This window comes from Nocardia sp. NPDC004568, from assembly GCF_040609955.1.
In the GTDB taxonomy this organism is placed as follows: domain Bacteria; phylum Actinomycetota; class Actinomycetes; order Mycobacteriales; family Mycobacteriaceae; genus Nocardia.
This window is the reverse complement of sequence record NZ_JBEXLL010000004.1, coordinates 137,791-152,370: the sequence shown is the minus strand read 5'-3', so window position 1 is coordinate 152,370 and position 14,580 is coordinate 137,791. Positions and strand designations below refer to the sequence as shown.

Here is a 14,580-nt window from a genome sequence, read left to right as displayed (position 1 = left end):
GGAAGTGCGTGATGCAGATGGTGGGCGTTATCGCGACAGCGGTGGTGGCGGCGGTGGTGGCAGCCGGTGTCGTCATCGGTATGCGGTCGGTACCCGATCTCCGGAGATACCTGAAGATCCGGCATATGTAGCGGCGCATCGGAAGGAGACACGATGCAGGACCCGAAAGAAGAACCACAGCAGGTACGCGGCGAGCCGGGCTCGCGCGATACCGGTGCGGGCACCGTGGCCGGCGGGCCCACCGAACGCGAACCGGGCGATATCGGTCACGAGGAGACGACCTCCGCGCACGGCGAGGACGCCGAACGGGAGACCGGATTCACCTCGGAGCCGCCCCGCGGCGGCGAACCGGCCGTTCCGCCCTACGAGGAGCGCAAACCGACGGCGAACGAACCGGAGGAGACAGCGACCGGGACGGTCGACGACCAGGATGTCGGCGGTGCGACGACGCCGACGGACGGAAAGGGTTGAGCGACGGATACCGTGCTGATCGCCGGGATCGGCAATATCTTTCTCGGCGACGACGGTTTCGGACCCGAGGTGGTGCGGCGGCTGCCGGAGCACCCGGCGCCCGGCGCGCGGGTAGTGGACTACGGCATCCGCGGGATGCACCTCGCCTACGACCTGCTCGGTCCGTGGGAGGCATTGGTACTGGTCGACGCCGTGCCGGATCGTGGCACCCCGGGACGGATCGAGGTGATACGGGCCGAACCGGACCGCGCCGAGACCGCCGCGCTCGACGCCCACGCGATGGACCCGGCGGCAGTGTTCGCCGGTGTCCGGGCGCTCGGCGGCACCGTGCCCCCGACCGTGGTCGTCGGATGCCAGGTCGAATCGGTGGACGAGCGGCTCGGACTGTCCGTCCCGGTCGGCAACGCGGTGGACACGGCCGTGGCGACCGTCGGTCGCGTTGTCGCCGAACTGCTCCGCGCACATCAGGAGGTGTGACCATGTGCCTCGGTATCCCCGGCCGGGTCGTCGCGGTACCCGACGGGTACCACCACCAGATCGCCGTGGTGGACGTATCCGGTGAACAGCGGCGGGTGAACATCGGTCTGCTCGAGGAGGATCCGGCGGGCCCCGGTGACTGGGTCGTCATCCATATGGGTTTCGCGGTGGAGAAGACCGACGCCGCCGGCGCGGCCGCGGCGATGGCGGGGCTGCGCCTGCTCGGCCGGGGTGAGCAGCCGTGACGGCCGACCGGGCGCGGCGCCGGTTCGTGGTGCGCGGCGTGGTGCAGGGCGTCGGGTTCCGGCCGTTCGTCTACACCACCGCGGCGGAGCTCTCGCTGAGCGGCCGGGTGTCCAACGACAGCAGCGGCGTGTTCATCGAAACCGAGGGGACCCCCGCCGACCTCGCGGAGTTCGAACGCCGCCTGCGGACTGTCCCGCCGCCGCTGGCCGTGGTGGAATCGATCGAGTGCCGGGAGCTGCCGGTGCGCGGCGGTACCGGTTTCCGGATCGCCGACACCACCGCGGGCGGCGGACGTACGCTCGCCTCACCCGATATCGCGATCTGCGCGGACTGTGCCGCGGAACTGCGCGATCCCGCCGACCGGCGTTACCGGCACCCATTCGTCAACTGCACGAACTGTGGTCCGCGATTCACCATCATCGCGTCCCTGCCCTACGACCGGGTGCGGACCTCGATGGCCGATTTCCCGATGTGCGCGCGCTGCGCCCGGGAATACCACGATCCCGCCGATCGCCGTTTCCACGCCCAGCCCATCGCCTGCCCGGAGTGCGGCCCCCGCCTGTACTACGCCGGGCCGGGCGGTGGTGAACCGCTCGCCGCCGCCCGGGAGCTGTTGCGCGCGGGCGGCATTCTGGCCGTGAAAGGCGTCGGCGGCTATCACCTGGCCTGTGACGCCATGAACGAGACCGCGGTGGCCGCACTGCGCCGCCGGAAACGGCGCGGCGGAAAACCGTTCGCCGTGATGGCGCCGGACCTCACGGTCGCCCGCGGGATCGTCGGGCTCGACGGCGTGGCCGCGGCACTGCTGACCGGACCCCAGCGCCCCATCGTCCTGCTCTCGCGCGGTACGCGGCAGGTCGCCGGGTCCGTGGCGCCGGGCAACCCGGATCTCGGCGTACTGCTGGCCTATACCCCGCTGCACATCCTGCTCTTCGGCCTGTCCGGCGACCCGGCCGGTCCCGATGTGCTCGTGATGACCTCCGGCAACCGCAGCAGCGAACCGATCTGCTACCAGGACGCGGACGCCCGCGAGCGCCTCGCCGGGCTGGCCGACGGTTGGCTGTGGCACGACCGCCGGATCCTGGTGCCCTGCGACGATTCGGTGGTGCGTGTCGTCGACGGCGTCGAAACACCCGTGCGCCGGTCGCGTGGATACGCACCGCTGCCACTCGCACTGCCGGTGCCGGTGGCCCCGACGCTCGCCGTGGGGGCCGATCTGAAGAACGTCTGCGCGGTGGCCGACGGCCGGTACGCCTGGTTGAGCCAGCACGTCGGTGATATGGACGATCTGGCGACGCTGCGGGCCTTCGACGCCACCGAACGACATCTCCGGGAACTGACCGGGGTGCGCCCCGCCCAGCTCGCCGCCGACACCCACCCGGGCTACCGCTCCACGCAGTGGGCGCACCGCGCCGCGGGCGGCCGCCCGGTACGCACCGTGCAGCACCATCACGCGCATATCGCCGCGGTGATGGGGGAGCACGGCCTCGGACCGTCCGACACGGTGCTGGGGGTCGCGTTCGACGGCACCGGATTCGGCCCCGACGGAGCGGTCTGGGGCGGGGAGTTCCTGGTCGCCGGCTACAAGGGCTACCGGCGGCTGGCGCATCTGAAATACGTGCCGCTCGCCGGTGGCGATACGAGCGTGCACCGGCCGTATCGGATGGCGCTGGCGCATCTGTGGGCAGCGGGTATGGAATGGGATCCCGCGATCGCCTCGGTCCGCGCCTGCCCGGCGGCCGAACGCGCGGTGCTGGCCCACCAATTCGCGACCGGCCTGGGATGCGTGCCGACCTCGAGTATGGGCCGGCTGTTCGACGCGGTGGCCTCGTTGGCCGGGGTCCGCCACACCGTGGACTACGAGGCACAGGCGGCCATCGAACTCGAAGGTGTCGCCCGGCACGGCGATCCGGGCGGTGTCGAGTACCGGTTCGCGATCGATACCGGCCGCGACCCGGTGTCGATCGATCCCGCCCCGGTACTCGCGGCGGTGGTCGCCGATACCGCGAACGCGGTGCCTGCCGCGGTGATCGGCGCCCGTTTCCACGCCGCGCTCGCGCGGCTGGTGCTGGAGACGGCGCTGGTCCGGCCCGGTCCGGCCTCGACCGTCGCGCTCTCGGGCGGTGTGTTCCAGAACGCGCTGCTGTTGTCGGCCACCCGGCGGCTGCTGCGGGCCCACGGTTTCACCGTGCTCACCCATCACCGGCTGCCGCCCAACGACGGCGGTCTCGCGTTCGGTCAGGTGCTCGCGGTCGCCGCGGGCTGAGCGGAGAAGGAGGACGATCATGTGCCTGGCAGTTCCCGGAAAGGTACTCAGCCTCGAGGAGCGCGACGGCACGCTCATGTCGGTCGTCGATTTCGGCGGCGTGCACAAAGACGTATGCCTGCAGTACATCCCGGATGCCGCGATCGGCGACTACGTCGTCGTGCACGTCGGTTTCGCCATCCAGCGGCTGGACGAGGAATCGGCCCTGGCGACCCTGGCCGAATTCGAACACCTCGGGGTGTTGAACGAGGAGTTCGCCGATGGTTTCGCCGTCGCGGCCGCGCAGGCGGGAGTGGACAACCCCGAGGCGCCACGACAGCGTGACCCGGAGGAGGAGCCGTGAAATATCTCGACGAATTCAGTGATCCGCACCTGGCGAAGAAACTTCTGGACCGGATCCGCGCGACCACCGACCGCCGGTGGTCGATGATGGAAGTATGTGGCGGGCAGACACATTCGATCATCCGGCACGGAATCGACCAGTTGCTGCCGGACCGGATCGAGATGATCCACGGCCCGGGCTGCCCGGTATGCGTCACCCCGCTGGAGGTCATCGACAAGGCGCTCGAGATCGCCGCCCGGCCGGGCGTGATCTTCTGCTCCTTCGGCGATATGTTGCGGGTGCCGGGCAGCGCGAAGGATCTCTTCCACGTCAAGAGCGAAGGCGGGGACGTCCGGGTGGTCTACTCGCCGCTGGACGCGCTGGAACTGGCCAAGGCGAACCCGGACCGGCAGGTGGTCTTCTTCGGGATCGGTTTCGAGACCACGGCCCCGGCCAACGCGATGACTGTCTACCAGGCCCAGCGCCTCGGTATCGAGAACTTCTCCCTGCTGGTATCGCATGTACTGGTGCCGCCGGCGATCGCGGCGATCATGGAATCGCCGCAGTGCCGGGTACAGGCGTTCCTGCTGGCCGGGCATGTGTGCACGGTGATGGGTACCCGGGAATATCCCCCGCTGGCCGAGCGCTACCGGGTTCCCATGGTGGTCACCGGTTTCGAACCGCTGGATATCCTCGAGGGTATCCGCCGCACGGTGGCGCAGCTCGAGGCGGGCCGGCACGAGGTGGAGAACGCCTATCCGCGCGCGGTCTCGGCGGCGGGGAATCCGGCGGCCAAGGCCATGCTCGAGGATGTCTTCGAGGTCACCGACCGGGCCTGGCGGGGGATCGGCGTGATCCCGGACAGTGGGTGGCGGCTGTCGCCGCGCTACCGCGACTACGATGCCGAACACCGGTTCGCGGTGGGCGAACTGCACGCGGCCGAATCGTCGATCTGCCGCTCCGGGGAGGTCCTGCAGGGTCTGATCAAACCTCACGAATGCGCCGCGTTCGGCACGCAGTGCACCCCGCGACACCCGCTGGGCGCCACCATGGTCTCCTCGGAGGGCGCGTGCGCCGCCTACTACCTGTACCGCCGGCTGGACCAGCCCGCGGAGGTGGCCCATGCGTGAGGATCCGATGATCCCCGCGGCGACGATCGACGCCGAGGGGTGGGTCTGCCCGATGCCGCTGCGCGACGCGCCGAATATCGTGATGGGTCACGGCGGCGGCGGGGCGATGTCGGGGGAGCTGATCGAGCACCTGTTCCTCCCGGCCTTCGGGGCCGCCGCCGACGCCGGCCTGGGGGATTCCGCGGTCGTCGCGGTAGACGGCACCCGCTTGGCCTTCTCCACCGATTCCTTCGTGGTGAAACCGCTGGTGTTCCCGGGTGGTTCGATCGGCGAGCTCGCGGTCAACGGGACCGTCAACGATCTGGCCATGGCCGGTGCGCGGCCCCTGGTGCTGTCCACCGCGTTCATTCTCGAGGAGGGCACCGCGCTCTCCGAGATCGCCCGGGTGGCCGAGGCACTCGGGACCGCGGCGTCGGCGGCCGGTGTCTCGCTGGTGACCGGCGACACCAAGGTCGTGGACGCCGGGCACGGCGACGGCATCTTCATCAACACCGCCGGTATCGGTGTCCTCGCCGACGGCGTCGATATCCGGCCCGAACGCGCCGCACCCGGCGATATCGTCGTGGTCAGCGGTGAGATCGGGGTGCACGGTATCGCGGTGCTCAGTTGCCGGGAGGGCCTGGAGTTCGGGACGACGGTGCTCAGCGATACCGCACCGCTGGCCGGCCTGGTGGCCGCGATGCTGGAAACGGGTGCGGATCTGCACGTACTGCGCGACCCGACCCGCGGCGGGGTGGCCGCGACGCTGAACGAGATCGCCCGGGCCGCCGGGACGGGCATCGCACTGGACGAGACCGCGCTGCCGGTGCCTGCCGCGGTACGGGATGCCTGCGGGCTGCTCGGCCTGGATCCGATGTATGTCGCCAACGAGGGCAAGCTGGTCGCCTTCGTCCCGCCCGCGGACGCGGAGCGGGTACTCGCGGCGATGCGCGCCCACCCGCTCGGGGCGCACGCGGCGGTGATCGGCCGCTGTGTCGCGGAGCATCCGGGAATGGTGGTGGCGCGCACCGCGCTCGGCGGTACGCGGGTGGTCGATCTGCCCGCTGGTGAGCAGCTGCCGCGGATCTGTTGACGCGGCGGGACCGCCGGGACCGCCGCCCGGAAGGAACGAGGTGCACCGACGGTGCGGAGATCGGTGGCGGTCGTGCGGGCGGGATGGTCGGAGCTGGACCGCGCGCAGCGCCGCAGCGTGGCCGGAATGATTCTCACGATCGCGGCCCTGCACCTCGCCGGCTTCGCGACCCTGCTGTTCCTGGTGGTCCCGGGCGGCTATCTCGTGGACGGCGCCGTGTTCGGTGCCGGTCTCGGGATCACCGCCTACACCCTGGGTATGCGGCACGCGTTCGACGCCGACCATATCGCCGCGATCGACAATACGACCCGCAAACTCGTGGCCGAGAAGCAGAAACCGCTGTCGGTCGGTTTCTGGTTCTCCCTCGGGCATTCCACCATCGTGTTCGTGCTGGTCGCCCTGCTGGCGGCCGGGGTGAAGGCGCTCGCGGTCAATCTGCAGGACGACAATTCGCGGTGGCGGCAGTGGACCGGCGTCTTCGGCACCGGTGTGTCGGGGACCTTCCTCATCCTGATCGGGTTGCTGAACCTGATGTCGCTGATCGGGATCTGGCGGGTGTTCCGCGGTCTGCGCGGCGGTGCGTACGACGAAGCCGAACTCGAACGCCGGCTCGACGACCGCGGCGCGCTCACCCGCGTCTTCGGTCCGCTGATGCGCGCGGTGCGCCGGCCCTGGCAGATGTATCCGGTCGGGCTGCTGTTCGGGCTCGGTTTCGACACCGTCACCGAGGTGGGTCTGCTCGTGATCGCCGGTGGCGCGGCGGCCACCGATCTGCCCTGGTACGCGATTCTCGTTCTGCCCGTCCTGTTCTCGGCCGGTATGTCGCTGTTCGACGCCCTGGACGGGACGTTCATGAACTTCGCCTACGGCTGGGCCTTCGCGGGCCCGATCCGCAAGGTCTACTACAACTTCGTGGTCACCGGCCTGTCGGTGGCGGTGGCCCTGTTGATCGGCGCGCAGGAGATCATCTCGATCCTGACCGAGAAGCTCGACCTCACCACCGGCCCGCTCGCCTGGATCGGTGCGCTGGATCTCGGCGCGATGGGGTTCGTCATCGTCGGGCTCTTCGCGCTGACCTGGGCGGCCGCCGCGGCCGTCTGGCGGTTCGGGGACGTCGAGCGGCGGTGGCGGCGCGGAGTGCCGGTGGACCCGTGAGCACCCCCGCCGAGGCCGCCACCACCCGGGGAACCGAAATGTTCGCCCGGTACGCCTACGCGCCCAACCGGCTCGGCTACTGCGGCCCGGCCGAGACCTCGGCCCTGCGCGGCGGTTCCGCGGACCGGGTGCGGGCGGCGGCGCGCCGTTTCACCGGCGCCTGGCCTTATCTGCGGGTCATGTCGCGAATGACCGGTATCGCCGATCCGCTCGATCACCGGCTCGTCGAGTCGTACTGGATCGGCGGCGGCGTCGGCGCCGGATTGGATCCGGAGGCCTTCGTCGCCGAGCTGCTCGCCGTGATCGGCCCGGCCGCCGGACACTATTGGAAGTACCTCGCCGAGGAGTCGCTGGCCGGCGAGGCGGCGGCGAATCACTGCTTCCACGTCTTCGGTGTGTACCCCTGGAGCCGGTTGCTCGGTCGCGGCGGGGCGCAGCCGGTCCGGGTGCTCGACTCCTGCCGGATCAGCTGGGCCACCGTGACGGCCCGGCACGGCGACGAACTGACGGTGCGGCGCCGCCGGCTGTACTTCCACGAGGGCCGGTTGCTGTTGAGCGCGCCGGCGGCGCTGTCGGTGCCCGTATGGGAGGACGGGTACTCCGCTGTGCCCGACGTGGCTCCGGGGCGGCTGGTCGCTCTGCACTGGGACCGGCTGTGCGGCCCGCTGACCACGGTGCAGGCACGCGCGCTGGCCGCGTCGACCACTCGGCAACTGCGGGTCACCAACCGGCGACTCGCGGCTCAGCCGACCGGGGTGGGCCACCGCCGGTGATCGTCGTCGATGACGAAGGTGTGGGTGTGCCGGTAGCTGTGCGCGCCCACCGGTACCGCGTCGTGGAGATGACCGGGATCGATCCGGTCGTCGTGGACGTGGTCGAGCGCGGCGGGATCGTGCCGTGGCCAGTACCGTACCGCCGCGACCAGCCCGGCGCCGGCGACGAGGGCCAGCACGATCCAGGCGGTGACGAATCCGGCCGACGTGCTGAGCCGGCCCGCGAGTGGATAGGTGATCAGCCAGCACAGATGCGAGAGCGAGAACTGGGCGGCGAAGAGGGCCGGCCGGTCCTTCGGATGCGCCGAGCGCCGCAGTACCCGTCCGGCGGGTGTGATCGCCAGCCCGGTCCCGGCGCCGATGAGCGCCCAGACCGCGAGGGCGGCGGTCCGGCTCCCGGGCCCGGTCAGTGTCATGGTGATCGCCATTGCGATGCCGAGAACCAGGGTCCCCGCCCCGGCCAGCACGAGCGAGCGCTCACCGACCCGGTCCAGCACCCGGGGCAGCACCAGGGCCGCGAGCATCGTGCCGAACCCGTTGGCCGCCAGCAGCACCGCGACATCGGCGGGCGAACCGCCCAGCACATCGCGGACGTAGTTGACGGTATCGACCATGACCACCGACCCCACCGCCGCCACCACGAGGTTCACTCCGAGCAGGCCGCGCAGCCGCGGGGTGGCGGCGAAGATCCGCAGACCGGCGGCGGTCCGGTGCCATATACCGGTCGTCGCGCGGTGGACCGGATCGGGGATCGCCGTACCCGCGACCAGGATCGCGGAGGCGAGGAACCCCAGGGCGGTCCCGGCGAACAATCGGTGGAAATCCAGCACGGTGAGCAACAGCGCCGCCAGCACCGGGCTGAGCAGGGTCTCCATCGCCGCCGCGAGTTGTGACGCGGACAGCGCCCGCGTGTAGTCGCGTTCGTCGGGCAGGATATCGGGCAGCGTGGCCTGGAAGGCCGGGGTGAACACGGCCGAGGCGGTCTGTAGGACCGCGACCGACAGATAGACCTGCCATACCTCGTGTACGAACGGCAGACTCAGCGCCGCCGCGACGCGCACCAGGTCCAGCACCACCAGCACCCCGCGTCGCGGCAGCCGGTCGGCGTAGGCCGCCGCCACAGGCGCGACCGTGACGTACACCGCCATCTTGATCGTCAGCGCGGTGCCGAGGACGAGGCCCGCGTCCGGTCCGGCGAGCTCATAGGCGAGCAGCCCCAGCGCGACGGTGGCCAGACCGGTGCCGCACAGGGCCGACACCTGCGCCGCGAACAGACGCCGGTAGGCGCGATGGGCGAACAGTGACAACCCTCGACTCCTCGCTCGTGCCGAGCAGGCAGAATATGTGCTCGTGTACGCACACGATTCTAGTAGTCATTGGTCCGAGCTTCCGTCTCCGGATCTCGTCGACGCGGCCTCGACGGCGCTGCGGATGCTGTCCGATCCCACCCGGTTGCGGCTGTTGTGGCTACTGAGCGGCGACGACGAGCTGGATGTCGGTTCCCTGGCCGCCCGGGTTTCGCTGGCCCGGCCGGCGGTCTCGCAGCATCTGGCCAAGCTCGAACTGGCCGGGCTGGTGGTCCGCCGCCGGGCCGGCCGCCGCATGCTCTACCGCACCCGGGGTGGCCATGTGCGCCGGCTCCTGGTCGAGACGCTGAACGCCGCCGAACACCGGGTGCGCGGAATACCGGACCACGACTGAGATCCCGGCTCCGGTGGTGGTGGGCCCGCCGGTTCCGGTCGTGCTCAGCCCGCCGCTTCGGGGCGGTCGGCGAGACCCAGGCGGAGGTGTTCGCTGTGATAGATCGCCTCGTCGAGCAGCTGGGCGACATGGCTGTCGTAGAGGCTGTAGACGATGCTGCGTCCGGCGCGGGCGCCGGTGACCAGGCCGAGGTTGCGCAGAAGCCGTAGCTGGTGCGATACCGCCGACTGTTCCATCCCGACCGCCGTCGCCAGTTCGGTCACCGGGAGGGGGCCCTGGCGTAACTCGCTCAGGATGAGTAGCCGGCTGGGGGTGGCCAGCGCCTGCAAAGTGGTCGCGACGCGGGCCGCCGCGTCCGCGTCCAGCCGCGCGATCGGGTGGTCCCGGCCTTCGACCCCGTGTCCCATAAGCAGACAGCATATCAACCAGCATAAATGAAGACGTCTTCATATGTTCTGGTACGTTCGGCGGACGTTCTCTTCTGCTGTGGAGGTGACCTGTGGCCGTCCCGACGCGTACGCCCGCCGATTCGACGCGCGTACCCGATCCCGCGACCGTGCGCCGGACGAAACTCTTCGAGCTTCCCGAAAGCCGGTGGGCGGCGGCGGCGGTGGTGCTCTTCGCGGCCGGTGTCGCGACACAACTGGCCGGTGGCCCGGCATGGTCGTGGTGGGCGCTCTACCTGGCCTGCTACGGCGCGGGCGGCTGGGAACCCACCGTGGCCGGGCTACGCGCGCTGCGGGAGCGGACGCTGGATGTGGATCTGCTGATGGTGGCCGCCGCGCTGGGGGCGGCGGCGATCGGTCAGGTCGGGGACGGCGCCCTGCTGATCGTCATCTTCGCCACCTCGGGTGCGCTGGAGGCCTTCGCGAGCGCGCGGACCGAGGATTCGGTGCGCGGGCTGCTCGATCTGGCGCCGGATACCGCGACCCGGATCACCGCGGACGACGAGGAGGAGACCATTCCGGTCGCCGACCTGGAGATCGGCGATACGGTCGTGGTGCGACCCGGCGAACGCATCCCCGCCGACGCCACCGTGGTATCCGGCGGGAGCGAGGTCGATCAGGCCACCATCACCGGAGAGCCGCTGCCGGTGGACAGAGCCGCCGGTGACGAGGTCTTCGCCGGCACCCTCAACGGCACCGGCGCCCTGTGGATCCGGGTGGACCGCCGAGCGCAGGATTCGGTCGTCGCCCGGATCGCGGCCCTGGTGGAACAGGCGAGCCGGACCAAGGCCCGCACGCAGCTGTTCATCGAGAAGATCGAGCAGCGCTATTCGGTGGCGATGGTCGCCGCCACACTGGCGATATTCGCCGTCCCGCTGCTGTTCGGCGAGACGCTGCAGCGGGCGCTGCTCCGTGCGATGACCTTCATGATCGTGGCCTCCCCGTGCGCGGTCGTGCTGGCGACCATGCCTCCGCTGCTGGCCGCTGTCGCGACCGCCGGGCGGCACGGGGTACTCGTCAAATCCGCCGTCGTGATGGAGCGACTCGGCACCACCGATCTGCTCGCGTTCGACAAGACCGGCACCCTGACCCGCGGCGTTCCGGAACTGGTCGAGATCCGGCCCACCACCGAATCGTCCGACGCGGACGAGGTCCTGCGGCTCGCGGCGGCCGTGGAACGGCCCAGCGAACACCCGCTCGCCGCGTCCATCGTCCGGGCCGCTCGCGCGCGCGGACTCGACGTGCCGGCGGTCGGTGATTTCGCCGCGGAACCGGGTCGCGGGGTGAGCGGCCGCGTCGGTGACCATCGCGTCGGGGTCGGATCACCCGCGGCACTGGTGGCGGCCGCGCCCGGTGCGGATACCGAGACGGCCGCGGCCGTGGCCGCGGCCCTGCAGGCGCGTGGGTGCACCGCGGTCGTGGTCACCCGCGACCACCGGCCGATCGGAGTCCTCGCCCTCGCCGACGAGATGCGCTCGGACGCCGCGGCCGCGGTGACCGCGTCCCGGCAGCTGACCGGGGTGAACCCGGTACTGCTGACCGGTGACAACCGGGTGGCCGCCGAGCGGTTGGCGGCCCGGGTGGGTATCACCGATATCCGGGCCGAGTTGCTCCCCGCGGACAAGGTCGCCGCCGTCCGGCAGCTACGCGCCGCCGGCGCCGCGGTGACGGTCGTGGGCGACGGGGTCAACGACGCTCCGGCTCTCGCGGCCGCGCACGCCGGGATCGCCATGGGCGGCGCCGGATCGGATCTCACGCTGCGGACCGCCGATGCCGTGGTGGTCCGCGACGATCTCACCGCCATTCCCGCGGTGCTCGCGCTGGCCCGGCGCGCCCGCCGCGTCGTGATCGCGAATCTGGTCATCGCCGGATCGTTCATCGTGGTGCTGGTCGTATGGGATCTGCTGGGCACCCTGCCGCTGCCACTCGGCGTGGCCGGCCACGAGGGCTCCACGATCATTGTCGGGCTCAACGGCCTGCGCCTGCTGCGCGGCGCGGCCTGGCGGCGCGCCGCCGGGGCCCACTCGAACGCCCGGCCGGTCGCGGTTCCCGCGAGATGACCGGGCGGTCCCTCCCGGGGCTGACTCAGCCCGGGAGGGGTGCGCGGAAATGGCTGGGTTCGGCGTCGGCCGGCAGATCGGCGGCGGTGGCGAACGGTTCGACCTCGGCGCGTAGATCCACGAGGTGACGGGCGTGGGCCGCCAGGGACCGGTCCTCGTCGGAGACCGGCGTCCACTGCTGGATGGGTCGTGCTTTGCCGGCGGCGTCCACCGCCACCACCACGGCGAGGCCGTGCGCGGCGAGGGCCGGCTCGTCGGCGTGCGGGTCGGTCGCGGTCACGTGCGCGCTGATGTGCATACTGCGCGGCCCGGTGTGGATCAGCCGCGCGGTGACCTCCACGATATGGCCGATGACGATCGGCCGGTAGAAGCGGATCCCGCCGAAATAGGAGGTGATCACATGCTGACCGGCCCAGTCGGCGCCGCAGACGTAGGCGGCCTCGTCGATCCATCCCATCGTGCGGCCGCCGTGCACCTTGCCGCCCCAGTTGATATCCGAGGGCGCGGCCAGGAAGCGTAATGTCGCGCTCGGCGCGGTACCGGCGGCGGTGTAGCGCTGCACCGCCATGGCCTCCTCGATGCGCTTCCGGACCGAGATCCGGGCCCGGGCCTGCCGATGGCGGCGCAATTCGAGAATCGTGGCCGGCTCCCACTGGGGCACCTCTACCGTGCGCCGTGCCTCGTCGACCGCGACGAAGATCGTGAGGCACTGTGCCGTCTGCACGGGTTTCTGCCGCGTGGGGTCGGTCGAATAGACGCTGACCAGGATATGCATGCTCGTCCGGCCGGTGTACACGAGGTTCGCGTGCAATTCGACGAGTTCCCCGACCGCGATCGGGCGGTCGAGGTGGATGTTGCCGACATAGGCGGTGACGCAGTAGCGGCCGCTCCATTGGGCCGCCGCGGCGTAGGCGACCTTGTCGATCCATTCGAGAAGCTTGCCGCCGTCCACCGCGCCCGCGATACCCGCGTCAGCGGGTTTGACGAGGAAGCGGTGGATCGCCTCGGACCGTCTACCGGTCGCGGCCGGAGTCGGGAGGGGGTCGATGGTTGTGGCGTTCACGGGCCTGCCGATCTGCTCGGGTGGTGGAGGTACGGTCCCCGACTCCGTTGTCGTCGGAGCAGAATAGGCAGGTGCGGCGCTACGGGCGAGTAGGACACCGCCCGCGGCCGGGAACCCGCCGATCTCCTCGGTGTGGGCCCCATGGGGTGGACGGTGCGCCGCGGTTTCCGCGAGAGTCACCGCGGATGGGTGTTTGAGGGAGCGCGTGGTGGTTATCCGCCCAGGGATCGGCCGAACCGCCGGCCGGTCGGCATCCGACGAGAGGGCACAGGTGATGAGCGCCAAGGACAAGCTCGACAACAAAGCCGAAGGTCTCGCCGGTCAGGCCAAGGAAAAGCTCGGGAAGGCCACCGGCGACGACGAGACGAAGAACGAAGGCAAGGCCGACCAGACCAAATCCAACCTGAAGGACGCGGGTGAGAAGGTGAAGGACGCCTTCCGCGACTGATCGAGCCGTCGAGCGGGCGACGCCGGATACCGGCGTCGCCCGCCGCATGTCCGGACCGGGCCCGGAGCGCCGGATCCGGCTCGTGGCTCCCGCGGCGGCCACCGGGATCACGTGCCGGAGGGAACCGCGCCGTCATCGCGCCCGGCCGGTCCGCGGACCGCGTCCGGGGACCGCGGGGTCGACGGGGGATCGAACCCGGGCAACCGGCCGGCCACCAGCGGAATCATGAGCTGGATCAGCGGTCCGATGGCGACCGCGTAGACCACAGTGCCGAGACCGACGCTGCCGCCGAGCAGCCAGCCCGTGCTCAACACGGTCAGCTCGATGACGGTTCGGACCCGGCGGATCGACCATCCGGTCCGGCGGGCGAGTCCCGTCATCAGACCGTCGCGCGGGCCCGGCCCCAGCCCCGCGCCGATGTACAGCACGCTGGCCAGTGCGTTGAGCGCGACCGCGAGCACCATCACCCCCAGCCGGACCGGCATCGACTCCCAGTACGGGAGGAGCCGGAGTCCCGTATCGACCGAAACGCCCACGAGTATCACATTGCTCACCGTTCCCACACCGGGCCACTGGCGCAGCGGAATCCAGGCCAGTAGTACCACCGCGCCGGTCAGCACGGTCACCGTGCCGAAGCTCATGGGCAGGTGCCGGGTGACCCCCTGATGAAAGACATCCCACGGGTCCAAACCGACTGCGGCGCGGGTCATCACGGCCATCGAGAAGCCGTACAGCCAGAGCCCGGCGAACAGTGCGGTGAGACGTACGATCACGGCACGAGCTTCCCCGTATCTGGCCCCTTCGTACAGAGCCACCTGTGCACAACTGGATACCGGTGTGACCGGTCGAGTGGCTCGCGACCTTTTCTTCCGGCAGAGGGGATCCGGCGCGATCCGTGCGTACAGCGGAGGCGCGACCATATCGCGGAGCACCTGCGCCGTATCCGGCTC

The 14,580-nt window shown here is 70.7% G+C and carries 17 protein-coding genes; 13 read left to right on the top strand and 4 right to left on the bottom strand.

Annotated elements, in window-relative coordinates:
- Positions 1-8 precede the first annotated feature (8 nt).
- The 10 genes from ABZV91_RS03600 to ABZV91_RS03555 all read left to right on the top strand — a co-directional run bounded on the left by ABZV91_RS03600 (position 9) and on the right by ABZV91_RS03555 (position 7,912).
- Positions 9-131 carry a hypothetical protein gene (locus tag ABZV91_RS03600; protein WP_355234944.1) on the top strand — a complete coding sequence of 41 codons (123 nt, stop codon included), beginning with the start codon at positions 9-11 and terminating at the stop codon, positions 129-131.
- A 22-nt stretch (positions 132-153) separates the two neighbouring features.
- A complete protein-coding gene (locus ABZV91_RS03595; protein ID WP_355234799.1) occupies positions 154-471 on the top strand; it encodes a hypothetical protein in 318 nt (105 codons plus the stop codon).
- 12 nt (positions 472-483) lie between these two features.
- On the top strand, positions 484-948 hold the full coding sequence (locus ABZV91_RS03590; protein WP_355234796.1) for a hydrogenase maturation protease: 465 nt from the start codon (positions 484-486) through the stop codon (positions 946-948).
- Between the two features lie 2 nt (positions 949-950).
- Positions 951-1,193, top strand: coding sequence for a HypC/HybG/HupF family hydrogenase formation chaperone (locus ABZV91_RS03585; RefSeq protein ID WP_355234933.1), 243 nt, complete (start codon positions 951-953; stop codon positions 1,191-1,193).
- Positions 1,190-3,460 (top strand): carbamoyltransferase HypF, encoded by a 2,271-nt coding sequence (hypF, locus tag ABZV91_RS03580; RefSeq protein WP_355234794.1) that lies wholly within the window; start codon positions 1,190-1,192, stop codon positions 3,458-3,460. Before ABZV91_RS03585 ends, hypF begins: the two co-directional genes overlap by 4 nt.
- 19 nt (positions 3,461-3,479) lie before the next feature.
- The gene (locus tag ABZV91_RS03575) at positions 3,480-3,803 is read left to right on the top strand and encodes a HypC/HybG/HupF family hydrogenase formation chaperone (protein WP_063127075.1); all 324 of its coding nucleotides are present in this window, start codon (positions 3,480-3,482) and stop codon (positions 3,801-3,803) included.
- Positions 3,800-4,912, top strand: coding sequence for a hydrogenase formation protein HypD (hypD, locus tag ABZV91_RS03570; RefSeq protein ID WP_355234791.1), 1,113 nt, complete (start codon positions 3,800-3,802; stop codon positions 4,910-4,912). The genes ABZV91_RS03575 and hypD overlap by 4 nt, the downstream gene beginning before the upstream one ends.
- Complete coding sequence (hypE, locus tag ABZV91_RS03565) at positions 4,905-5,984, top strand: hydrogenase expression/formation protein HypE (RefSeq protein ID WP_355234788.1); 1,080 nt, start codon at positions 4,905-4,907, stop codon at positions 5,982-5,984. Before hypD ends, hypE begins: the two co-directional genes overlap by 8 nt.
- 93 nt (positions 5,985-6,077) lie before the next feature.
- On the top strand, positions 6,078-7,139 hold the full coding sequence (locus ABZV91_RS03560; RefSeq protein WP_355234930.1) for a HoxN/HupN/NixA family nickel/cobalt transporter: 1,062 nt from the start codon (positions 6,078-6,080) through the stop codon (positions 7,137-7,139).
- Positions 7,136-7,912, top strand: coding sequence for a DUF6390 family protein (locus tag ABZV91_RS03555; RefSeq protein ID WP_355234786.1), 777 nt, complete (start codon positions 7,136-7,138; stop codon positions 7,910-7,912). Before ABZV91_RS03560 ends, ABZV91_RS03555 begins: the two co-directional genes overlap by 4 nt.
- Here ABZV91_RS03555 and ABZV91_RS03550 read toward each other — a convergent pair.
- Entirely contained in the window at positions 7,882-9,219 is a 1,338-nt protein-coding gene (locus ABZV91_RS03550) for an MFS transporter (RefSeq protein ID WP_355234783.1), read from the bottom strand. The genes ABZV91_RS03555 and ABZV91_RS03550 overlap by 31 nt on opposite strands.
- Positions 9,220-9,262: 43 nt before the next feature.
- Between ABZV91_RS03550 and ABZV91_RS03545 the strand changes: the two genes are divergently transcribed.
- Positions 9,263-9,613, top strand: coding sequence for a metalloregulator ArsR/SmtB family transcription factor (locus ABZV91_RS03545; RefSeq protein WP_355234780.1), 351 nt, complete (start codon positions 9,263-9,265; stop codon positions 9,611-9,613).
- 44 nt (positions 9,614-9,657) lie between these two features.
- On the opposite strand, the gene ABZV91_RS03540 is transcribed toward ABZV91_RS03545, so the two are convergent.
- Positions 9,658-10,020, bottom strand: a complete 363-nt coding sequence (locus ABZV91_RS03540) for a metalloregulator ArsR/SmtB family transcription factor (protein ID WP_355234777.1) — start codon at positions 10,018-10,020, stop codon at positions 9,658-9,660.
- A 92-nt stretch (positions 10,021-10,112) separates the two neighbouring features.
- On the opposite strand from ABZV91_RS03540, the gene ABZV91_RS03535 reads away from it, so the two are divergent.
- Positions 10,113-12,119 carry a heavy metal translocating P-type ATPase gene (locus ABZV91_RS03535; RefSeq protein ID WP_355234774.1) on the top strand — a complete coding sequence of 669 codons (2,007 nt, stop codon included), beginning with the start codon at positions 10,113-10,115 and terminating at the stop codon, positions 12,117-12,119.
- A gap of 25 nt (positions 12,120-12,144) precedes the next feature.
- On the opposite strand, the gene ABZV91_RS03530 is transcribed toward ABZV91_RS03535, so the two are convergent.
- Positions 12,145-13,182 (bottom strand): hotdog domain-containing protein, encoded by a 1,038-nt coding sequence (locus ABZV91_RS03530; RefSeq protein ID WP_355234772.1) that lies wholly within the window; start codon positions 13,180-13,182, stop codon positions 12,145-12,147.
- Between the two features lie 274 nt (positions 13,183-13,456).
- Between ABZV91_RS03530 and ABZV91_RS03525 the strand changes: the two genes are divergently transcribed.
- Positions 13,457-13,630, top strand: coding sequence for a CsbD family protein (locus tag ABZV91_RS03525; RefSeq protein ID WP_355234927.1), 174 nt, complete (start codon positions 13,457-13,459; stop codon positions 13,628-13,630).
- Positions 13,631-13,737: 107 nt separating this feature from the next.
- Here the strand turns inward: ABZV91_RS03525 and ABZV91_RS03520 are convergent, their stop codons facing one another.
- A complete protein-coding gene (locus tag ABZV91_RS03520) occupies positions 13,738-14,349 on the bottom strand; it encodes a hypothetical protein (protein ID WP_355234924.1) in 612 nt (203 codons plus the stop codon).
- Positions 14,350-14,580 lie beyond the last annotated feature (231 nt).